The sequence below is a fragment of the Kitasatospora sp. NPDC096128 genome, from assembly GCF_040303105.1.
GTDB lineage: Bacteria > Actinomycetota > Actinomycetes > Streptomycetales > Streptomycetaceae > Kitasatospora.
Window position 1 is genome coordinate 1 of record NZ_JBEOSP010000039.1, and the last position, 21,460, is coordinate 21,460.

The 21,460-nt window shown below is 74.7% G+C and carries 19 protein-coding genes; 9 read left to right on the forward strand and 10 right to left on the reverse strand.

What is annotated here, in order from left to right; all coding sequences use genetic code 11:
• The first annotated feature begins 91 nt into the window (after positions 1-91).
• Positions 92-427 (forward strand): hypothetical protein, encoded by a 336-nt coding sequence (locus ABTY61_RS32510; RefSeq protein ID WP_350508724.1) that lies wholly within the window; start codon positions 92-94, stop codon positions 425-427.
• Positions 428-455: 28 nt separating this feature from the next.
• Here the strand turns inward: ABTY61_RS32510 and ABTY61_RS32515 are convergent, their stop codons facing one another.
• Positions 456-1,361 (reverse strand): DUF1906 domain-containing protein, encoded by a 906-nt coding sequence (locus ABTY61_RS32515; RefSeq protein WP_350508725.1) that lies wholly within the window; start codon positions 1,359-1,361, stop codon positions 456-458.
• Positions 1,362-1,572: 211 nt separating this feature from the next.
• Positions 1,573-3,252 (reverse strand): murein biosynthesis integral membrane protein MurJ, encoded by a 1,680-nt coding sequence (gene murJ, locus ABTY61_RS32520; RefSeq protein WP_350508726.1) that lies wholly within the window; start codon positions 3,250-3,252, stop codon positions 1,573-1,575.
• Between the two features lie 116 nt (positions 3,253-3,368).
• On the opposite strand from murJ, the gene ABTY61_RS32525 reads away from it, so the two are divergent.
• Together ABTY61_RS32525 and ABTY61_RS32530 are read left to right on the forward strand one after the other, a co-directional pair.
• Complete coding sequence (locus ABTY61_RS32525; protein ID WP_350508727.1) at positions 3,369-3,566, forward strand: hypothetical protein; 198 nt, start codon at positions 3,369-3,371, stop codon at positions 3,564-3,566.
• The gene (locus tag ABTY61_RS32530) at positions 3,557-3,994 is read left to right on the forward strand and encodes a hypothetical protein (RefSeq protein ID WP_350508728.1); all 438 of its coding nucleotides are present in this window, start codon (positions 3,557-3,559) and stop codon (positions 3,992-3,994) included. Before ABTY61_RS32525 ends, ABTY61_RS32530 begins: the two co-directional genes overlap by 10 nt.
• A gap of 121 nt (positions 3,995-4,115) precedes the next feature.
• Here ABTY61_RS32530 and ABTY61_RS32535 read toward each other — a convergent pair whose 3' ends face one another.
• Both ABTY61_RS32535 and ABTY61_RS32540 read right to left on the reverse strand, forming a co-directional pair.
• A complete protein-coding gene (locus tag ABTY61_RS32535) occupies positions 4,116-5,249 on the reverse strand; it encodes a methyltransferase domain-containing protein (RefSeq protein WP_350508729.1) in 1,134 nt (377 codons plus the stop codon).
• Positions 5,250-5,572: 323 nt separating this feature from the next.
• Positions 5,573-6,214, reverse strand: a complete 642-nt coding sequence (locus ABTY61_RS32540) for a DUF4360 domain-containing protein (protein WP_350508730.1) — start codon at positions 6,212-6,214, stop codon at positions 5,573-5,575.
• Positions 6,215-6,484: 270 nt separating this feature from the next.
• Here ABTY61_RS32540 and ABTY61_RS32545 point away from each other — a divergent pair, with 270 nt between their 5' ends.
• The gene (locus tag ABTY61_RS32545) at positions 6,485-7,669 is read left to right on the forward strand and encodes a CapA family protein (RefSeq protein WP_350508731.1); all 1,185 of its coding nucleotides are present in this window, start codon (positions 6,485-6,487) and stop codon (positions 7,667-7,669) included.
• Positions 7,670-7,690: 21 nt separating this feature from the next.
• Here the strand turns inward: ABTY61_RS32545 and ABTY61_RS32550 are convergent, their stop codons facing one another.
• A complete protein-coding gene (locus ABTY61_RS32550; RefSeq protein ID WP_350508732.1) occupies positions 7,691-8,347 on the reverse strand; it encodes a TetR/AcrR family transcriptional regulator in 657 nt (218 codons plus the stop codon).
• A 127-nt stretch (positions 8,348-8,474) separates the two neighbouring features.
• Between ABTY61_RS32550 and ABTY61_RS32555 the strand changes: the two genes are divergently transcribed.
• Positions 8,475-10,058, forward strand: a complete 1,584-nt coding sequence (locus ABTY61_RS32555) for an MFS transporter (RefSeq protein ID WP_350508733.1) — start codon at positions 8,475-8,477, stop codon at positions 10,056-10,058.
• A 28-nt stretch (positions 10,059-10,086) separates the two neighbouring features.
• Here the strand turns inward: ABTY61_RS32555 and ABTY61_RS32560 are convergent, their stop codons facing one another.
• Together ABTY61_RS32560 and ABTY61_RS32565 are read right to left on the reverse strand one after the other, a co-directional pair.
• Positions 10,087-10,935, reverse strand: a complete 849-nt coding sequence (locus ABTY61_RS32560) for an SAM-dependent methyltransferase (protein WP_350508734.1) — start codon at positions 10,933-10,935, stop codon at positions 10,087-10,089.
• Positions 10,936-10,995: 60 nt separating this feature from the next.
• A complete protein-coding gene (locus tag ABTY61_RS32565; RefSeq protein ID WP_350508735.1) occupies positions 10,996-12,348 on the reverse strand; it encodes an MFS transporter in 1,353 nt (450 codons plus the stop codon).
• Positions 12,349-12,668: 320 nt separating this feature from the next.
• Between ABTY61_RS32565 and ABTY61_RS32570 the strand changes: the two genes are divergently transcribed.
• Both ABTY61_RS32570 and ABTY61_RS32575 read left to right on the forward strand, forming a co-directional pair.
• On the forward strand, positions 12,669-15,005 hold the full coding sequence (locus ABTY61_RS32570) for an ATP-binding protein (protein WP_350508736.1): 2,337 nt from the start codon (positions 12,669-12,671) through the stop codon (positions 15,003-15,005).
• A 214-nt stretch (positions 15,006-15,219) separates the two neighbouring features.
• Complete coding sequence (locus ABTY61_RS32575; protein WP_350508737.1) at positions 15,220-15,597, forward strand: nuclear transport factor 2 family protein; 378 nt, start codon at positions 15,220-15,222, stop codon at positions 15,595-15,597.
• Positions 15,598-15,776: 179 nt separating this feature from the next.
• Here the strand turns inward: ABTY61_RS32575 and ABTY61_RS32580 are convergent, their stop codons facing one another.
• Entirely contained in the window at positions 15,777-16,553 is a 777-nt protein-coding gene (locus tag ABTY61_RS32580) for a YcnI family protein (RefSeq protein ID WP_350508738.1), read from the reverse strand.
• Positions 16,554-16,699: 146 nt separating this feature from the next.
• Positions 16,700-17,551: a hypothetical protein gene (locus ABTY61_RS32585; protein ID WP_350508739.1), complete on the reverse strand. Its 852-nt coding sequence runs from the start codon at positions 17,549-17,551 to the stop codon at positions 16,700-16,702.
• Positions 17,552-17,926: 375 nt separating this feature from the next.
• On the opposite strand from ABTY61_RS32585, the gene ABTY61_RS32590 reads away from it, so the two are divergent.
• The gene (locus ABTY61_RS32590; RefSeq protein WP_350508740.1) at positions 17,927-19,837 is read left to right on the forward strand and encodes an MGDG synthase family glycosyltransferase; all 1,911 of its coding nucleotides are present in this window, start codon (positions 17,927-17,929) and stop codon (positions 19,835-19,837) included.
• A gap of 7 nt (positions 19,838-19,844) precedes the next feature.
• A complete protein-coding gene (locus tag ABTY61_RS32595) occupies positions 19,845-20,648 on the forward strand; it encodes a polysaccharide deacetylase family protein (RefSeq protein WP_350508741.1) in 804 nt (267 codons plus the stop codon).
• A 4-nt stretch (positions 20,649-20,652) separates the two neighbouring features.
• Here ABTY61_RS32595 and ABTY61_RS32600 read toward each other — a convergent pair whose 3' ends face one another.
• Entirely contained in the window at positions 20,653-21,141 is a 489-nt protein-coding gene (locus tag ABTY61_RS32600; protein WP_350508742.1) for a MarR family transcriptional regulator, read from the reverse strand.
• Positions 21,142-21,460: the final 319 nt, after the last annotated feature.

Consider the following 21,460-nt stretch of genomic DNA (forward strand, 5'->3'; position numbering starts at 1 on the left):
GCGGCCGCTGCGCAGCGGCCGCCGCCGCCCCGACTCGTCCGGATGCCCCGGTGCGCGTGCAACGCACCGGTTCTGCGGCGACGTTGATGGGATGGACACCGTCATCGTGCTCGAACCCGACATCCCGACCAACGTCCGGCTCCTCGGCCCCGGCCACCAGCCGGCCGATCCGGAGAACCCGGTGCGCCTCGCGCACGCCGCCCCCGCGGAGGCCTCCGGCGTCTGCGGCCCGCTCACCCTGTGCGGCCTGGACACCTCCGGCATGACGCTCGCCCCGCACCGCTCCAGCAGCCGCGGTCGGCCGCGTGCGCACTGGAACGCCTGCCGGAACTGCCGAGCCGTCGAGGAGGGCGCGGCGCCCCGCACCCCCGCTCCGGCCGCGCTGACCGCACCGGACGGCCCCGCGGGCGACGCCCTGCCGGGGTAGACCGGCGCGATCCCGGTGGCCGCCGCGCTCAGGCCCCGCCGGCCACCGGTCCGTCCAGTTCGTCGGGGTCGACGCTGAGCGTGACGCCCCCGTACGTCTCGTCGGCGCTGCCCCGGTACTGGTGGATGCGGTGGCCGGCCCACAGGTCGTCGGGCAGCCCGGCCTGGCCGGTGGTGGTAGGGCGACCGTCCCAACGGGCGTACCAGACCGCGTCCGGCAGCGGGCCGCGGCCGGCCCGGGCCGCGGCGACGAGGTCCGCGATGCCGGAGGACATGCTGGAGTAGAAGCCCGACCGGTAGCCCGCCGCCCGCAGGGCCCTGGTCCAGCCGACGGTGAAGTCGACCACCGCCCGGCTGCAGACCGCGTCGCCCCCCGGGTAGGCCTCCATGTCGAGGTACACCGGACTGCCCGGCCCCAGCCCCAGCTCCCCCAGCGCGGCCGCGGCCTCGGCCGCCTCCTGCCCACCCTGCTCCTCGGCCCGGTCCGGGTCGATCCGCAGCGGCTTGTCCGGGCGCTGGGCGCAGGGCGCCTGGAGCCCGACGTGCGTGGGCACCAGCTGCCAGCCCATCGCCAGCACCTCGGCGACCCACTCCGGCGTCAGCCGGGGCTGCGCACAGCCGCGCTGCCCGCCGCTGCTGTAGATGTTCACCGCGCCGTACGGGGAGGCGGTGCGCCAGACGTCCAGGGCCTCCACCGGCGGGGCCGTACAGGCGTCGAACCCGGCCCCGGCGTACCGGTACTCGGGCAGCGGTTCCGGGGTGTCGTCGGGCGGCGCGGCGGCCGGGGGGACGGGCCTGGCGAGCGGGGACGCCGCCACCCGTACGGCGGCCGGCCCGGGCCCTCCGGTCGCGGCGGCGGGCACGGTGGCGGTGACGGTGGCGGGGAGCAGCACGAGCGGGACCGCGAGGAGCGCGGTCGGGGAAGGAAGGCGCATCCCTCCGTCCTAGCCCGCCGCGGCCGGGCGGGCGGGCCACCGTGCCGAAGCGCGGCGACCGTTCACCCGTATTCACGACACCGGCTCCGGTCCGCGGGCTCCCCGGCCTCCGCCCCGGACTCGGCTACTCGGCCCTCAGTCCTCCGCCCTCAGTCCTCCGCCCTCCGCCCCCCGGGCTCAACCGCCGGAGCCGGGGTCGGCTCGGCCCGGGTCAGCGCAGCCCCGGGAGGCTGCGCAGTTCCCCGATCCGCAGCAGCCGTGCGGCGGCGAGGAACAGCAGCGCCATCGCGACGCCGCCCGCGAGCAGCGAGACCGCCGAAACCCAAGGGAGCGACGCCAGGCCCTGGTTGCAGGCACGGGCGGCGAGCCAGCCGACCGCCCCGGCGAGGGCCGCGGCCGCCGTCAGCTTGGCGTAGGTGCGGCAGACGCGCCGGCCGTCCAGCAGTCCCCCGGTGCGGCGCCGCAGCCGCAGGGCCGTCAGCAGCAGGCCGACCGCGTACGACAGGGCGTAGGCGGCGGCCATGCCGGTGACCGCCCACTGCGGGGACAGCAGTTGATGGCAGGCCACCACCAGGGCGATGTCGACGCCGCCGATCCACAGCGCCATGCGGAACGGCGTACGGGTGTCCTCGAAGGCGTAGAAGCCGCGCAGCAGGAGGTACTGGGCCGAGAACGGGATCAGCCCCAGCCCGAAGGCCTGCAGCATGTGGCCCAGCGGGGCGGTCGCCGCGGCGTCGGCGGCCCCGTGGGCGAACAGCAGCCGCGCGACCCGCGGGCCGAAGACGGCGAAGAAGAACGCCGCCGGCACGATGACGACGCCGCTCACCCGCAGCGCGCGGGAGAGGTCGGCGCGCAGGTCGTCGATGCGGTGCTCGGCCACCGCCCGGCTCATCCGCGGGAGCAGCACGGTGATCAGGGACACCGTGACGACCGCCTGGGGGAGCATCCAGATCTGCTGGGCGTAGCTGTAGGCCGTGTAACCGACCCCGTCGCCGGGCAGGGCGGAGTCCGCGGCGGAGGCCAGCCGGGTGACCACGGTGCCGGCCGCCAGGTTGGCCAGCACGAACAGCAGCGTCCAGCGGGCCGCGCCCACGCTGCTGCGCAGCCCGGTGCCCCGCCAGTCGAAGCGCGGCCGCAGCCGGAAGCCAGCCGCGCGGGCGTACGGGACCAGGGCGAGCGCCTGGAGTGCCAGGGCGACCGTGGTGCCGATGCCGAGCAGCCTGACCTGGGCCCCGGTGATGTCCTCGACCTTCGCCGGGACCGTCATCAGGCCGAGGTAGAGGCCGAACACCGTGATCAGCACGAGGTTGTTCAGGACCGGGGTCCACATCATCGCCCCGAACCGGTTCCGGGCGTTCAGGGTCTGCCCGAAGATGCTGAACACCCCGTAGAAGAAGATCTGCGGGAGCAGGAAGCGGGCGAAGACCACGGTGAGTTCGAACGCCTCGTGGGTGGCCGGGGTGTCGTCCTGGTAGATGCCGATGATCCCGGGAGCGGCCCAGGTCGCCAGCACGCTGCCGACACCCAGCACGCACAGCACCAGCGTGACCAGGCGCTGTTCGAAGGCGACCCCGCCGTCGGGGTCCTCCACCCGGGCCCGGACCAGCCGGGGCACCAGCACGGAGTTCAGCGCGCCGCCGATCAGCAGGAAGTACAGGCTGGTGGGCACCGTGTTGGCCTGGTTGTACGTGGTGGCCAGCAGCCCGGTCCCCAACGCCGCCGCCTGCAGCACCTGCCGGACCAGCCCGGTGGCCCGCGACACCACCGTCCCGAGGGCCATCAGGACGGAGGACCGCACCACCCCGCCGGCCCCGGCCCGCCTGGGAGCCGCATGCCTCCCCCGGCCCGCCGCAGGCCGTGCCGACCTCTTCGGCGTCATCTCCTCGATCATGGCCACAATCTACGGTCCGAAGCCCCGCCCGGCCGCATGGATCTGCAACTCCGCCGCCTCCCCTGTCCGTTCGGGCAGGCGGTGCGCCCGGTCGGATACGACGGTAGGTTGTCCCGATGACCGATTCCCTCCCGCCCGGCGGCATCGTGCCCGGCACGGACGAACTGACCGCCCGGTGGGCCGACGCATGGCGGCCGGAGCAGGCGGCGGAGCGGTTGGACGGGCTCGGCGCGCCCTGGTGCGTCGCGGCGGGCTGGGCCCCAGCCGCGGCACGCGGCCGCAACGAACAGGAGAGCTGCAGGGCATGGAACTGACCACCGGTGACAGGCGGGCGATGGCAGCCGTGGGGCTGATCTGCGTCGGGGTGGCGGCATGCTACGTCTGGGGCGTCGATGAGAGCGGATCCGACTTCCCGCTCCCGTACAAGCGACGGCCCGCCTCGCTTCTCCTCCGTCTCGATCTGGGCGACCCGGACGCCCGGAACACCACCGTGGCAGCCGACGACCGCACGATCACGCTGGACGCCTCCTGGAGCGGCTGCGACTACCGGCCCGACCTGGTGGTGAAGGAATCCGCCGATCAGGTCACCCTGCTGCTGGAGCGCCGCGACGCCTCCGGCCCGGACATCGGCTGCGAGGACGGCGGCATAGCCAAGCTCAAGGCCGTCCTGCACCGCCCGCTCGGCACCCGCCCCCTGACCGACGCCGTCACCGGCAAGCCGGTCCCCCACGCCCACGGCTGACGGCGTCCCGCGGCACGGCATCAGCCGGGGCCGGGACAGGTGGCCCCACCAGACGATGAACGCCACCGCCGTGGTCAGGTCCGACGGGATGAGCACCCACCGCCGCCGCGGCCCTTGCCGGTCAGATCGTCCGGGCGGGGTCGTCCAGCCAGGCGGTCCAGCCGTCCGGGGCGACGGTGAGTCCGAGCCGCTCGACACCGGGCTCGCCGGCGTCGCGCCACCAGGTGAGGGTGCGTTCGAAGTCCTCCCACAGCCGGCGGCCGCCGTACTGGCGGACCCGATGCCCGCTCTCACCGTCGCGGAAGGTCGCCGCCGCCCAGGCCGGGACGGTCAACGAGTAGAGCCACAGTGTCCGGGCGCCGTCCTGGTGGGGCTGGACGGCGTGGACGACATCCCGAAGGCGCAGCCCGGCGGCGAACGGGAACGGGTCGAACCGGCCGTGCGCGGGCAGCGTCGCGGTGGTGGTGTGCTCGGTGACGGTGCCGCCGGCGGCAGGGTGCTGCGGCCACCGCAGGCGCTGGGAGCGCATCTTCATGAACTCGACCGGTCGGCGGAAGCGGCCGGACGCGGTGCCCTCGCCGTGGACGGTGAGGCGGACCAGGGCGTCGGCGTTGGAGTAGTGGGTGCCGAACGGCGCCAGGATCAGGCCGCCGGGGCGGGTCTGCTCCATCCAGGGCCGCGGAAACTCCCGCAGCCCGTAGGTGGCGATGATCCGGTCGTACGGGGCACCGGGCGGGTGGCCGAGCGCGCCGTCCCCGCGGACGACGTGCGGGCGGTAGCCGGCGGCGTGCAGCGCGGCGCGGGCCCGGGCGGACACGGCGGCGTCGATCTCGACCGTGGTCACGGCGTCGTCGCCGAGCCGGTGGGCGAGCAGGGCGGCGTTCCAGCCCGTGCCGGTGCCCTGTTCCAGCACCCGCATCCCGGGTTCCACCTGGAGCTCCGCCAGCATGGCGGCGACCAGCGACGGCATCGACGCCGAACTGGTCGGCACCGTACCGGGCCCGGTTCCCCGGTGCTCGCCGTCGTCCCACTGGGTGACGATCGGGATGTCCGCGGCGGCGGCCGCCAACCAGCCCCGCTCGTCGGCGCCCCGGTCGACGGGCCGGCTCCTGCCGGTGGCCATGTCGTGCGCCCACACCAGTTCGGGCAGGAACAACGCGCGCGGGACGGCCTCGAAGGCCGGCGCCCAGTCCTCGGCGACGGGGAAGGGCCACCCCTGCACGGGGCGGCCCTTCTGCTCGGGTGCGAGCGTCACTTGCGGTGTCCCCCGTCGCCGGGCGGAGTCGTGCCATCGGGGGACGGAGGGTCGGACGGCGGCGTCCACGGGGTACCCGGGTGGCCGTCACCCCCGCTGCTGTCGCCGCCCGGCCCTCCGGCGCCGTGTCCTCCGTCGATGTCCATACCGGGCTCCTTGTCGTCGCTGGGCGAGCACTCTCCCGAAGGCTCCCCATTCATCTGACGGTGCGTCAAGAGCGCGCGGGAGCAGGGCGGGGCACGCGCCGCCCGAGGTGAGCCCGGGACCCGGGCACGCCCCGGCCCCGGCGGCCGGGGCTCCGCCGGGGCCGGGGCGGGCCTGGGTCAGGGGCAGTGCTTCCAGGCGAGGTGGTAGACGGTGTTGATGTTGCCGTCGGTCGAGTCCATCGTCATGAAGCTCGTGGTGTGCGCCTGGTCGGAGCTGCCGCCGGCGACGCGCAGTTCGGTGTTGATGTTGAAGTTGCGCTCCTCGCCGCAGGGGGCGAAGACCAGGGCGGCGACGTCGACGGTGTCGGTGGCCTGCCAGTTGTCGTCCGTGGGGCCGTCGAAGCGGTGGCTCTGATAGCTGGTCTGGGGGTCGCCCTGGAAATAGTAGTTGGCCCGTTCGACGCCGCTCGCGCCCTGCTCGAGGTGGGCGAAGCCGCGGTAGTCGGCGGAGGCGATGGCGTAGGTGAAGCCCTGGGGGACGTGCACGCGCAGGTCGAGTTGGCAGTTCTTCCGGAAGTCGGTGGGCTTGGAGCCGACGCCCACCTGGGCGAGGTAGCTGCTGTACGTCACGGTGAAGGCGGTGTTGTCCGGCGAGACGGCGACGGCGGCGGTTCCGGCGGGACAGCCGGAGCCGTTGACGGTCGCGACGTCGATGACGATCCGGTCCGGCGGGGTCGGCAGCGAGTCGCCGCCGAAGGCCGACGAGCCGAGCAGTGCGGCGGAGACGGTGGTGGTGACGGCCAGGGCGCGGAGCAGCATGGGCTTCCCCTTCGATCGTCCACGGAGGCACGGAGGCGCGGAGGCGAGGAGGCACCAAAGGCGGGCGGCGCGGGCCGCACGACCCCCTCGTTTTTGACGTGGATATGTCAGCACACCGCGCGGACGGTACACAAGAGATGACACATGGTCACTATCGCCGGGTCGGGCGGCCCCCCGGGTGACCTGCGGGCGTGGGGCGGACGGCAAGCACAACGGGGCCCGCATAGTCGGAGGACTGATCACACCTTCCGATCGTGAGACGAGCAGACCATGCCCCTCCCCCGCCGCCTCACCGCCGTGACGGCCCTCGCCCTGGTGATCGCCCTCCCGGGCTGCGGCGCCCGGACCCCAACGCCCGGTGGGACACCGACGCCGAACCCGACCCCCAGCCAGACACCGGCCGGACCAGGGGCGTTCACCCTCGTCGCCACCGGGGACGTCCTGCCGCACACCGAGATCATCCAGCAGGCCAAGGAGGACGCCGGCGGCACCGGCTACGACTTCACCGCCATGCTGGCCGGCGTCAAACCGCTGATCAGCGGCGCCGACCTGGCGATCTGCCACATGGAGACCGTCTACGGCGCCGACGGCGGCCCGTTCACCGGGTACCCGGCGTTCAAGTCCCCGCCGCAGATCGCCAAGGCGCTCAAGGACGCCGGGTACGCCTCCTGCGACACCGCCTCCAACCACACCCTGGACGACGGCCCGGCCGGCATCCGCCGCACCCTCGACGCGATGGACGCCGTCGGCCTCGCCCACACCGGCTCGGCCCGTACCGCCGAGGAGGCCGGGAAGCCCGCGCTGCTGCGGGCGGGCGGTGCGAGAGTGGCCCAACTCGCCTACAGCTACGGCACCAACGGCATCCCGTTGCCGAAGGACGAGCCCTGGGCGGTCAACCTGATCGACCGGGACCGGATCCTCGCCGACGCCCGCGCCGCCCGGGCCGACGGCGCCGACCTGGTGGTGGTCAGCATCCACTGGGGCACCGAATGGCAGGACGCCCCGAACGACCAGCAGCTCACCCTGGCCCGCGAACTCGCCGCAGCCGGCGAGGGCCCGGGCCGGCCCGACGTCGACCTGATCCTGGGCACCCACGCCCACATCCCCCAGGCGTACGAGAAGATCGGCGACACCTGGACGGTCTACGGCCTCGGCGACCAGCTCGCCGGGCACATGTTCACCCACGGCGACACCGAGGACCCGCGCGGCAACTGGAGCTCGATCGCCCGGTTCACCGTCAGCCCGCCGGCCGGCCCCGGGCAGCGGTGGACGGTGAGCCGGGCCGAGTTCATCCCGCAGATCACCGACCTCGGCCCGCCCTACCGGGTGCTGGACCTGCGCGAGGCAGTCCGCCGCAACCCCGGCCGCGCCGACTGGGCCCGCGCGCTGGACCACATCCGCACGGTGGTGCTCAGCCGCGGCGCCGGCACGGCGGGGCTCACCATGGCACCGTAGACGGGCGCACGAGCCCGCAGCTCACACGCAGTAGCCACCCAGCCCGTGCTCCAGCAGATCGAACGCCTGCCGCGCGGCGGCCATCGCGTCCGCCCGGACCTCCTCGGCCGTCTCCCCGGCCGCCAGCCGCCGGACATTCTCCCGGACCAACTCGTTCTGCACACCGCATAGTTGGGCCGCCACCGTACGCGCCACCGCATGCGCCGCGACGTCCCGCGGGCCGGCTCCGGACTGCTCGGCGAGCACGGTGGCGAGCGCCTCGACGGTACGGGCGGACTGCTCCAGGACGCGCAGCCGCAGGCTCGGCGCGGCGAGCACCATCCGGTGGAAGGCGAGGACACGGGGGTCGTCGTCGAGCCCGGCCACCACGTCGTGCCGGTCGAGTGCGGCCAGGAAGTGCCGGCGCAGCGCCCCGACCGCGGACTCGCCGGGAGCCCGGCCGAGGACGACGGCGACGATGTCGTCGAAGTGGTCCTCGAAGCGGTGCAGGACCAAGTCCTCCTTGGTCGGGAAGTGGTTGAAGACCGTCATCGTCGAGACCTCGGCCGCAGCCGCGACCTCGGAGACGGGGACGTCGTCGAAGCCGCGCTCCAGGAACAGCGCGATCGCCGCCTCGGAGACGGCACGCCGTGTCTGCTGCTTCTTCCGCTCCCGCAGGCCGCCACTCCCATTGCTCATGCCGGCACGCTACCACTTCGCTTATGCCGCTCAAAACTTTTATTGACAACAGTCTTTTAGTAACTATAAGAATCTTCTCGGGAGGTCGAGGTCGCCACGGGGTGACCGCCCCCAGGAGGAGGTTCTGATGCACAGCACAGCCATGGTCGGGGCGCCGCCCGAGGAGGGCGCCGGCCCGCCGATGAGCCGCAGGCACGTGGTCATCGCCGTGACGGGCTGCTTCGCCACCCTGTTACTGGGCCTGCTCGACCAGAACATCGTCAGCGCGGTGTCCTGGACGATGGTCAAGGACCTCGACCCGCTGCACGGCGTGGACCACCTGCCGTGGCTGCTGACGGCCTACACGCTGGCCGACTGCATCGTGCTCCCGCTGTACGGGAAGCTGGCCGACGTCCACGGCGCCAAGCGCGTCTACCTGTGCTCGCTCGGCATCTTCCTGGCCGGCTCGGTCCTGTGCGGCCTCGCCCGGAACATGGCCGAACTGATCGCCTTCCGAGCCGTGCAGGGCGTGGGCGGCGGCGGACTGATGTCCGTGACCATGGTGGTCCTCGGGCTGCTGACAAGGCCGGACGGGACAACGGAGGCGGAGGACTCGGGCAAGGCGGGCATGGGCGGGATCATGGTGGGCCTGGGCATCGTGCTCGGCCCGGCCGCCGGCGGGCTGGTCGCCAACCATCTGAACTGGCGCTGGGTCTTCTACCTCAACATCCCGCTGGGAGTCGCCGCCTTCGTCACGTCCGTGCTGCTGGTCCGGCTCCCGGTGACGCCGGTCAAACACCGCATCGACTTCCTGGGCGCCGGCCTGATCGCCGCGGCCGCAAGCGCGCTGCTGATGATCTCCCAGTGGGGCGGCAAGGACTACGCATGGACCTCACCGGCCATCGAGGGACTGGGCGCCACCGCGATCGTCCTGCTCGCCGCGTTCACCTGGCGTCAGACCACCGCGGCCGAGCCGATCTTCACACCGGCCCTGCTGCACAACCCGGTCTTCCGCGTCATGGTGCCGCTGGGCTTCTTCGGCGGCATCGGCCTGGCCGGCTCGGTGGCCTACCTGGCCGGCTACCTCCAGGAGGCCCGAGGACTCACCCCCACCGGCGCCGGCCTGCTGTTCTTCCCGATGGCCATCGGGATGATCATCGTCGGCGCGCTCTCCGGGAAGGCCATGGTCAGGATGGCCGGCCGGCACCGGTACCAGCTGCTCGCCGGCCACCTGCTGGTCGCCGCCGCGATGGTGGTCTTCACCGGCCTGGGGACCGACACCTCGCTCTGGGTCCTCGGCTTCGGGCTGTTCCTGCTCGGCCTGGGCCTGGGGCTGTGCCTGGGAGTCGGTCTGATGATCACTCAGAGCGCGGTCGAGCCCGAGAACCTCGGGGTCGCCACCACCTCGGTGCGCTTCGCCCAGCAACTCGGCGCCTCGGCGGGCCTGGCGATGTTCGGCACCGTGCTCAACCGCGAACTCGCCTCGAAGCTCAGCAACTCGGCCGGCGCCGCCGACGCGGACGGCCGGTTGAACACCGCGGCCCTGCCCACTCTGAGCCCGGAACAGCGGCACGCCGCCCTGGACGCGATCGTCTCCTCGACCCAGACGGTGTTCACGATCGCCGCAGCCGTCATGGTCGTCCCGGCGGTGCTGTCCCTGTTCCTGAGGGAACGGACGGTCGTCCGGGAACGACCCGTCCGCCACGGACGCGCGCCTCGGCAGCGTCCGTGACGGACCGGCAGGCCGGACGGCGGGGGCGTTACGGCTTGCGCCCCACGCCGCCGTAGACCGAAACCGGGGCGTCGAACTGCTCCGAGGGCGCGCCCAGCTCGGGGTGCCACTGGTTGATCAGGACCACGCCCGGGTCGTCGAGTTCCAGCCCGTTGAAGAAACGCTCCACCTCGGCGTGCGAGCGCGTGTGGACCTCTATCCCGGCCTCCGCGTAGCGCCGCACCCCCGCCTCGGTCGCCTTGGGAGCGTTGTCGGCGGTGCCGGCGCTCAGGGCCAGGAAGCTGCCGGAGGGCAGGGCGTCCACCAGCTTGCGGACGGGCGGGTGCGCGGCCTCGTCCGAGAGGAAGTGCACGATGTTGATCAGCGTCAGCGCGACCGGCTGCGTCAGGTCCAGGGTGGCGGCCACCGCCGGGTCGGCCAGGAACTCCTCCGGCTCGCACAGGTCACCCTCGACGTAGGCGGTACGCCCCTGCGGGGTGCTGCTGAGCAGCGCGCGCGAATGCGCCAGCACGATGGGGTCGTTGTCCACGTACACCACCCGGCAGGCCGGGTCGACCGCCTGGACGATCTCGTGCAGGTTCGGCGCGGTGGGGATGCCGGTGCCGACGTCCAGGAACTGGCGGATGCCGTGCTCCTCGGCCAGCCGGCGCACCATCCGGTGCATCACGGCGCGGGCGGCGGCGGCACCGAGCCGGGCCTCCGGGAGGTCGGCCAGCACCCGGTCGCCGACCTCGCGGTCGGCGGGGAAGTTGGTCTTCCCGCCGAGCAGGTAGTCGTAGACCCGCGCGGAGTGCGCCCGGTCCGTCCGCAGGTCCACCTGCGGCGGCTGCTCGAAATCCGCGTCGATCAGCCAGCTGTCCGGTCCGTTGCCGTCCATCGTCGCCCTCCCCGTCCGGCGTTTGGTCCGGACCACTCAACCACAGGACGTGAACGTCCGTCAGGCGGTTCCCGGTGTCCGCTGAATGCCGCCTTCCGCCTCCCGCAGCGCGGACGTGAACGAGGGCACCCGCATCGCCGTCAGCAGCCCCAGGGCCGGCCCCGCCGTGCAGACCGTGACGTAGAACGGGATCAGCCCGAGGCCGTCGTGGTGGTCCAACCACTCGGCCAGCAGCGGGAAGGTGCCGCCGAACGCGGCGATGGTGGTCGCGTTGACCACCCCCAGGCCCACCGCCCGTACCTCGGTCGGGAACAGCAGGCCGGTAAAGACGTTGAGCGTGCCGAGCACCGTCGCCACCATCATCCCCAGCAGCACGGCGACCACCTGGAACGGCAGCCAGCCCCCGCGCAGGCCGGCCAGCAGGAAGCCGACCAGCGGGATCGGAAGTCCGAAGCCGATCCGGGCGACCGGCAGCAGGCCGAAGCGGTCGGCGGCGGCGCCGGTGAGCAGCATGGTGACCAGGACGACGGCGAGCACGACCGTCATGAAGGAGGCCGCCTGCTCCTTGTCGATGACGTGGTAGGCGGCGGCGTACTGCGGCAGGTAGGTCAGCGCGAAGTAGTAACCGACCGTGCCGCCAAGGGTGTTGAGGAAGACGGTGAGCACCGCCCAGCGGTGGTCGCGGAGCGTGCGCAGGAACGGCGGCCGACCGCCCGGCCGTGCGGCGGCCCGGGCGCGCTGGAACTCGGCGCTCTCCGGCGCGGCCCGCCGCACCCACACCGCGCCCAGCCCCAGCAGCGCGGCGACCAGGAAGCCCCAGCGCCAACCCCCGTTCTCCAGGCCGGACTTGCCGATGGTGTGGATCAGCAGGGTGAGCACCCCGAAGGAGAGCAGCGAGCCCAGGATGATCCCGCCGTAGGAGACCGAGCTGAACGCGAAGCGGTGCCGGGGCGGCGCCGTCTCCGTCACGTACGCGGCCACGCTCGGCGCCTCCCCGCCGAAGGCGAGCCCCTGCACCACCCGCACCACCACGGCCAGCACCGCCGCCCAGACGCCGATCGTCCGCTGCCCCGGCAGCGCGGCGAGTCCCAGGCTGGCGACGGCGATCACGGCCATGCCGAGGCTGAGCGCGAACCGCCGCCCCCGGGTGTCGCTGAGCCGACCGATCAGGAACGAGCCGATCGGCCGGGCCCCGAAGCCGACCGCGAAGGTGGCGTACGCGGCGAGCGTGCCGCTGACCCCGCCCTTGCCGTGCCCGAAGAGGTCGGCGGCGAAGTAGGGCGCGAGCACGGCGTAGATGTTCCAGTCGAAGGACTCGACCACGGACCCCACCGTCGCCGCCGCCAACTCCCGCCGCCGGCCCCCGTCGTGCACCCCGTCGCGGGCCGGGGCGGTCTCGATGCGATCTGTCATGGCGTCAGCATGACACCGTTCGACCAGCGGCGGAATCGGGTTCGACGGACATACGGTGCCGGCTCGGCTTCGGCCCGGTGCCGGCCCGCCATCGGACCGCCGCAGGTCCGGTGCCGGCCCGGCCGAGCCGCGGTACCCCCGTAACCGCGCCTCGCCGCCGGGCCGACGGGCGTTCATCATCGTCGCGGCGCCACGACCCCGACCACGACGTTGACCTGACGTTGACCTGACACTCGGCCCGCGGGGGACTACGCTCATCCGCGATCCGGGTCGGCCGGGCGGGACGGCGACACGGTTCGCCGGGGATCCGGAGGGTACGGGTGGGGGCTGCGGTTTTCGCTGCGCTGCTGCGGGAGCGACGTCTGTCGATGGGCTGGAGCCAGGACGAACTGGCCGACCGCTCGGGGGTGTCGGCCCGGTCGATCAGCGCGCTGGAGGCGGGCGGGCGCCGACCGCGGATGTCCTCGGTGGTCCGGCTCGCCGAGGCCCTCGGCGTCGACCCGGACACCCGCGCCCGGTGGCTGGCCGCCGTCCGGGACGGCGACGCACCCCAGCCCCTACCGGCGCCCGACGAGGCGCCGCCGCTCCCCGCCCTGCCGCCGCTCCCCGCCGCGCAGTCAGGACCGCGGCAACTCCCGATGGCCATCCGCCACTTCACCGGTCGGGCCGACGAACTCCGGTCCCTCGACGCCCTGCTGGCCGATGTGACCCCCGGCTGCGGTGCGGTGGTGATCTCGGCGATCGCCGGCACCGCCGGTGTCGGCAAGACCACCCTGGCCGTGCACTTCGGCCACCGGGTGGCCGACCGCTTCCCCGACGGCCAGCTCTTCGCCGACCTCCGGGGCTTCGACCCGGCCCGGACCCCCGTCGACGCCGCCGAGGTGGCCCGCGGCTTCCTGGACGCCCTGGGCGTCCCGGCCCTGCGCGTCCCCGCCGACCCGGACGGGCAACTCGCGCTCCTGCGCAGCCGGTTGGCGGGCACCCGGACGCTGGTCGTGCTGGACAACGTCCGGGAGGCGGAGCAGGTCCGCCCGCTGCTGCCGGGCTGCCCCACCTGCCTGGTCGTGGTCACCAGCCGGAACCGGCTGCCGGGGCTGGTCGCCCTGGACGGCGCCGTGCCGCTGGCCCTGGACGTGCTCTCCCGCGAGGAGGCGCGCGAACTGTTCGCCCGCCGCCTCGGCGCCGCCACCGTCGCCGAACAGCAGGACGCGGCCGACGAGTTGATCGAGCTGTGCGCCCGGCTGCCGCTCGCGCTGAACATCGCCGCCGCCCGGGCGGCCGACCACCCCGGCACCCCGCTCGACGTCTGGGCGCGCGAGCTGCGCGACTCCCGGATGCGCCTGGACCTGCTGTCGGCCGGCGACAGCCGTGCCGACGTCCGGGTGGTGCTCTCCTGGTCCTACCGCGCCCTGGCCCCGCAGGCCGCCCGGCTGTTCCGGCTGCTCGGCCTGCACCCCGGCCCCACCATCAGCGTGGCGGCGGCCGCGAGCCTGGCGGGCCGGTCGCTGCCCCGGACCCGCGCCCTGCTGGAGGACCTGCACCGCGCCCACCTGATCACCGCGCCGGAGCTCGGCCGGTACACCTTCCACGACCTGCTGCGCGCGTACGCCGCCGAACAGGCGGCCGCCCTCGAACCGCCCCAGGAACGGGCGGGGGCAACGCGCCGGATGCTCGACCACTACCTGCACACCGCGCACCGGGCGGCCTGCCTCGCCTACGCCGACGACGCCGCCTGGCAGCCCCTCGACCTCGCCGCCCCCGCCGCCGGGGTGACGCCCGAGGAGCTCGGCGACCGGCAGCGGGCGCTCGCCTGGTACCGGGAGGAACAACCGGTGCTGGAGCGGGTCGTCGACGCCTCGCACGCGGCCGGGTCCGACGTCCACACCTGGCAACTGGTCGGCGCCCAGGTGCCCTTCCTGCTCAAGTCGGGGCTGTGGCAGCAGTGGCAGCGGGCGAGCGAGACAGCGCTGTCCGCCGCCGAACGCACCGGGGACCTCGGCCGCCGGGCCCACGCCCACCGCTGGCTCGGCCAGGTGCACCGCTCCCAGGACCGCCAGGCCGAGGCCCAGCGCGAACTGCGCCTGTCCCTCGGCCTGTTCGAGGCGCTCGGCGACCGGCCGCGCGAGGGCCGTACCAGGCTCGACCTCGCCATCGCCCACGGCGAGGTACGGGCCGACGCCGAGGCGGTCACCGAGTCCCGGCGGGCCCTGGAGCTGTTCGAGTCCATCGGCGACCCCTCCGGGCAGGCCCTCGCCCTCAACAGCATCGGCTGGTACCTCGCCCAACAGGGCGAGCTGCGCGAGGCACTCCCCCACTGCCGGCGCGGTCTGGAGCTGGCGCGCGAGGTCGGCAACCTGCCCGGCCAGTCGTCCATCTGGGACAGCATCGGCTTCATCCACCACCAGCTCGGCGAGTACCACGAGGCGCTGCCCGCCTACCGGGAGTCCCTGAGCCTGCGCCGGGCGATCGGCGACTACTTCCTCCAGGCCGACATCCACACCCACCTCGGCGACACCCACCTCGCCCTCGGCGACGCCGACTCCGCCCGCGCCGACTGGACCCGCGGCCTGGCCATCCTGGAGGACCTCCAACACCGCGACGCCGACGCCGTCCGCGCCCGCCTGCACCGCCTCGATGCCACCGACCGCCCGCACTGAAACGAGGCTGACCGGCTGGTACAGGGAGCGACGGTGGACGGCGTCGTCCCCCATCCGCCCCGGACCCCATCCGCCCCGGAACGGCGACGATGCCGAGCCGGACAGCGGAGTTGACGCACCCGGCCACCGGGAGCGGAACAGCGAGGCCCGCTGCCGCCCGCTCCGAGCCGCTGCCATGCACCAGCGCACGCGCAACGGCTGGTATTACTAGGGCATGCAGGAAGAGACGGCACGCTCCGCCATCGACACGTTCATCTCCGCGTTCAACGCCTCGGACGACAGCTATGTGACTGCCCTGCTCTCCCAGGCCCTGACCTCGGACGTGGTCTTCTGGGGGCCGTTGGGCCGCAGCGAAGGAATCGCCGCGGTCGAGCGGTTCGTGCTGGACCTCCGGCGCCACCCGGCGGGGACCGGCACGATGGCGCGCTGCTCGGCGGTGGACATGCCTGACGAGTGGGCCCGGTACCGGTGGGTCTTCACCACGCCGGACGGCGGCCCCCGCCTGTCGGGAACGGACGTCGTCCATCTGCGGCGGAACCTCATCGACCAGGTCATCGTCTTCGCGGGGGAGATCGAGCCGTCCGCCTCCTGAGGTGGCTGCGGCAGGTGGGGTCAGGGCCTCACCGGCGGCGCAGGAAGACGTCCTGGAGGAGCTTGGTGTCCCCCGGCCTCTCGGCCTGGGCCACCGGGGCGGAACCCTCCCGCTCCGCTGCGCCCGTCCCGCCGACGGCGGGCCGGTGCGGCGCTCGCGTGCCGCACCGGCCCGGTGGCTCAGGCCGAGGTGCCCGTGCGGCCGCGGCGGCCGAGCAGCACGCCCGCCGCCGTACCGAGGACGCCGACCACGATCCCGGCGATGCCGAGGCCGCGGGCGGTCGAGTCGCTGCTGCTCGCCTTCTCCGCCGCCGTCGTCGCCTTGGCCGAAGCCGTCGCGGTCGGCGCACCCGGCGCGACCGGCGCGCTGCCGGCCGGTGCCGGGCTCGCCCCGTCGGCGCTGTCCGCGTCGTCGGCGGCCGCCGCCGTCAGGTGCAGCACCGGGGCCGGGTTCTTCGGCTCGGGCCGGCCCGCCTGCGGCTCCTCGATCCAGCGCACCACGTTGCCGTCGCTGTACGTCTGGAGGGCCTTGAAGACGACCTTGTCCGTGCCCTCGGGCAGGGCGCCGAGCTCGACGGTGAAGTCCTGGTAGTGGCCGGGAGTGATCTGACCGCCGGTCCAGACGACCTGCGAGACCACGTCGGTGACGTCGCCGTCGTCGGTGTGGATCGGGGTGGCGAGCTTGGTCGTGGTGATCTTGTCGGTCCAGCCGGGCACCGGCGCGACCATGGCGGACGGGACGGGGTGGTCGGTCGGGAAGTCGATCTCCACCTGGACCGTGCTCTTGGTGTCGTCCTCGTTCGGCACCCGGAAGGCGAAGGTCTGGTCGGTGGCGTTCTTCGGGACGCTGGACGGCTCCACGACGACGTGCGCGGAAGCGCTCGCGGCGGCGGCCAGCACGGTCGCGCCGGCCAGGACGGTGGCAGCGGCCAGGCGGATCACGGGGGAAGTCCTCATGATGCGTGTTCTCCAGGGAAGGGGCACGCGCGTCCGCGCGCACGGGCGGCGGGCACGACGGATCGGCGCCGGCGCCGTACGGGGGCGCGTGCGGGTGGTGATCGGGGGGCGGGAGGACGGCCGTGCCCGGGAGCGTTCCGCTCCGGTCAGGCCGCCGCGTACCCCGGCGGGCCGCGTCTGATCACCACGTGCCGCAGGAAGGCCGAGCCGGCCCGGCCCGACCGGTCGGCTCCCGCCGCCCGGCGCACAGCGGTTCCGGGGGCGTCGAGCCCGTCCCGCAGCGCCGCGAACAGGGCCACCACGCCCCGGAGTCGGGCCGCACAGACGCGCCCGGTGGCCTCGGCGGTGCGGGCCGCGAGCCGGACCAGGGACCACACCGCCGCCTCGCCCCGGCGCAGCCACCATCCGGCGGCGAGGGTCGCGGCCAGGTGCGCCAGGAGCATCGCGGGGCTCAGCCCGACGAGCGTCGCATGGCACCAGAAGCCGATGTGGGTCGCCGCGAGGGCGGTGTGGTGGGCCGCGCCCGCGCCCGCCGTGACGTGCGTCAGCGCGGCGTCGCGACGGTCGGCCATCCCTGACATGCCCGGCATCCCTGACATCCCGGCCATGTCCGGCACGTCGGCCATCCCCGGCATACCGGCAGTACCGGCCGCATCGGCCACGCCACCCGGTCCACCCGCTCCGCCCCGCACCGGCGCCGGGAATCCGCCCCGGGCCGCGTGGAACAGCAGGTGCAGGCCCAGCTGGCCGCCCGCCAGAGCGCCGACGATCGCCCGGGCCGAGCGCTCCCGGCGGGCGCCGAGCACGGCGAACGCCGCGACCAGCAGCCACCCGAGCAGCAGCGCGCCGGGCGGGATCCGGTCCCCCGAGGCGAGCGCGTGCCCGGCGGCGGACAGCACGACGCAGACCGTCGCGAAGGGCAGGGCCCGCAGCACACGAAGGTCGAGGGCGGCGGCGCGCACCGGCAGCGGCGCGGGCCCGGCATCGAGGTCGGTCATGGCGGCGCCATCATGGCACGGGAACCCTGGGGCCCGTCGGGGTCTCCCCTGATTCGTCCCCGATACGACGTCCGGCGGCGTTTCGGTCCACCCCGCCCCGGCTAGGACAGGCGTACGACCCGTCCGGGAAACCGGGCCGCAGCGAGATCTACGAGGACACCATCGCGGCCCGCCGGAGCGGCAGTTGAGCTTAAGCGGATCTTCAGCAAGGCCCTGCCATTCTGACCGGGCCGCGGTTCGCCCCGGCCCCGCCAGCACTCCCAGCCCTGCTCCCAACACCAGGCGGCTTCCCCGCGTCCGGCGGCGTCCGGGCCCCGACACGGGCACCGGAAGCCGCCCGCCCCTGCCCCGTCACCGCCAGAGGATCGGCCGACCGTGTCGCAACTCCCGCACCTCCACGAGGCATCGGCGCACCACGCCGCCGACGCGTCCCGCTCGTCCGCGCCCGCCACCGGGCGCGTCGTCATCATCTCCGCGGGCGTGGGCGCCGGGCACGACGGAGCCGCCGCCCAACTCGCCCTGCGGCTGGCCGGGTTGGGTCTCGCCGTCGACCGCTGGGACTTCCTGGACCTGATCCCCGCCGGACTCGGGCCACTGGTCTCGGAGTGCTACCGGCGGCTGCTGACCATCGCCCCCTCCGCCTACCAACGGATCTACTCCAGCACCGAGTCCACCGGGCGTCCGGGCCCGCTGATCCGGCTGATCCAGCGCAGCACCCACCGGCGGCTGCTGCGCAGGCTCCCGCCGGACACCCGCGCGGTGGTGGCCACCTACCCGATCGCCGGGCAGGTGCTCGGCAGCCTGCGCCGCCGGGGGCGGCTGACGGTGCCCGCCGCGGTCTACCTGACCGACTTCTCCGTGCACCCGCTGTGGGTGGCGCCCGGCGTCGACCTCCACCTGGCCGCCCACCCCGTCCCGGCCGGGCAGGCCCGCGCGCACGGCGCCGAGCGGGTGGCGGTCGCCGGCCCGGTGGTCGACCCCCGCTTCACCCCGACCACCGGGGCCCTGCGCACCGCGGCGCGGGAGCGGTTCGGGCTGCCGCCGGGCGCGCCGCTGGCGCTGCTGGTGGCCGGCTCCTGGGGAGTGGGCGAGGTCGCGAAGGTGGCCGCCGAGGTACGCGCCACCGGGGCGGCGGTGCCGGTCGTGGTGTGCGGGAGGAACCGGGCCCTCGCGGAGCGACTGCGGGCGGACGGCGTCGAGCACGCCTTCGGCTGGGTCGAGGACATGCCCGGCCTGATGCACGCCTGCGACGTGCTGGTGCAGAACGCCGGGGGCCTGACCTCGCTGGAGGCGCTCTCCTGCGGCCTGCCGGTGGTCAGCTACCGCTGCATACCCGGGCACGGCCTGACCAACGCGGCCGCCCTCGACCAGGCCGGCCTCGCCCCCTGGGTCCGCGACCCGGCGGAGCTGGCGTCCGTCCTGGCCGCCATGGTCGACGGGCCCGCCGGGCGCCGGTACCGGGAAGCCGGGCTGGCGCTGCACCGCGACGCCTCCGGCCCGGCGGCCGCCATCGCCGCCGTGGCCGGCGCCGCCCCCGCCGACACGCCGCCGGACACCGCGCCGCAGCCACTGATCCCGACGCAACGACAGCACCCCGGACGACGGGCCGCCCCCGCCCCGCCCAGCCAGAGCCCCCGCCAGAGCCGCCGCCCCGGCCGTCGGCTCGGCGTCGCGGTCGCGTCCCTCACCGCGACCGCCTGGCTCTCCACCGCCGGCACCCAACTCGCCGTCGCCTACGGGGGTTTCGACGCCCTCGACGCCGAGCACACCGGCCGGGCCTACCTCGTGGTCCACCCGCCGCACGGCGGGCACCTCGACGACGCCACCCTGCACGCACTGTCCGCCGTCAAGGCCGCCGTCTCGATCGACACGGCCGAGGCCGCCGCCGACCCCGGCGAGGTCCGCCGCTTCGCGGCCGCCGGGCTCACCCTGGTCAACGCCGGCTACGGCCCGCCGTACCAGACCGGGATCGTCACCCGCCGCGACTCCGTCGAGGCCGGGGCCGGCGCGCTGCGCTCCGCCACCGGCGCGGCCGGCGCCTTCTTCCTCTCCGGCCGGGACGTGGACGCCCTCGACCTCGGCCTGGCTGCCTACCACCACGAGCGCCTGGTCGTCCCGGACCTCCGGATCGCCTGCGGCAGCACGGCCACCCCGCGGCTCAAGCCCGGCCAGATCGTCCTGGTCGAATGCGGCAGCGCCGACCCGGCCGGGCTCAGCACCACCCTGAACCGCCTGCTCACCTCCCACCGCCCGCCGCGCCTCGGCGCGCTGACCAGCCTGTCCTGAGGCCCCCATGAAGCCCCGCGCGCTCCCGCTCCTCGGCGCCGCCGCTGCCGCCGTCACCGCCGTCCACGCGGCCCCCGTCCTCTCCACCTACGGGCCGCTGCGCAACCGCCTGCTGCCCCGGCTCGCCGGGACCGGCCGCCCCGACCACGTCGCCCTGACCTTCGACGACGGCCCGGACCCGCTCTCCACGCCCGCCTTCCTGGCCCTGCTCCAGGAGCGCGGGGTGCACGCCACCTTCTTCCTGCTCGGGGAGATGGCCGTACGGTCCCCCGGGCTGGTGCGGGAGATCGCCGACGCCGGGCACGAGGTCGCCGTCCACGGCTGGGCGCACCGCCCGCTGCTGCTGCGCGGCCCCCGCACCACCCACCAGGACCTGAGCCGGGCCCGCGACGCCGTCGCCGAGCTCACCGGCACCGCGCCGCGCTGGTTCCGACCGCCGTACGGCGTGATGAGCGCGGGCGCCCACCTCGCCGCCCGCCGGCTCGGCCTCACCCCCGTGCTGTGGACCAGCTGGGGCGAGGACTGGACCAGCCGAGCCACCCCGGAGAGCGTCCACCGCACCGTCACCGCCGACCTGTACGGCGGCGGCACCGTCCTGCTGCACGACTCGGACTGCACCTCCGCCCCCGCCGCCTGGCGCTCCGCCCTCGGCGCCCTGCCCCGGCTGCTCGACCACTGCGCCGCCGAGGGCTGGCAGGTCGGCCCGCTCCGCGAGCACGGGATCGGGGCGGGGCACCCGGGCGCGGCGGGCCTGAACCGATCCCGCGCCGTCAGCCGGGCCGCCCATAACCGTTCAGCCCGCCGCCCGTAACCCTTCAGCCCGCCGCCCGGTCCGGGGCCGGCTGCGCCCCGGCGGCGGCGCGGGCCGCCTTGGCGCACACCCGCCGCAGCAGGGCGTTCAGTTCGGTGCGCTGGCCCTTCGTCAGCGGGGCCAGCAGTTCCTCCTGGACGGCGGTGGCGTCGCCGTGCAGCTCCTCCAGGGCGACCTCGCCCGCGGCGGTGAGGGTCACCACCTCGTGGCGGCCGTTGACCTGCACCACCATCGACTGCACCAGCGCGGCCGCCAGCAGCTCGTCGAGCGCCCGGGACACCTCCGGCGCGGGCAGGCGCAGCCGCGCGGCGAGGTCGGGCCGGGCGTGCGCGCCCTGCCGGGCCAGCGCCGACAGCACCGCCAGGTGGGTCTGGCCCATCGAGCGGGTCCGCCACCGGTCCGCCAGCAGGGCGTCCGCCGCCCGGCCGGCCGCGGACAGGAGGTAGACCGTCTGCTCGAAGGGACTCGACGACCCCTTCCGCCCGTCGTACACGCGGCTTCCAATCGCTGGGGAGGGCTGCACCACCTCCGGTCCGGACCCCGGAGTGCCGACGCCCACGCCCGCGCCGGGCCGGGTCGCACCGGCGGTGAGCGGCCCGGAAAGCGCGGGAGGCGCGGGGGCCACGGGCACGCGGTGATGCGGACGGGCGGGAGCAGCCACACCCTACCCAGGGTCGGCCGCTCCGGTCTACATCGATGTCGTCAAACGCTGAGGTCACCGGCCGTGCGGGGCCCGCGCGCCGTGCTCCACCTGCTCGCTCGGCCCGCGTACGCGCCCCCGGCCGGCCGGGTCGCGCCCTGACGGCTGCTCG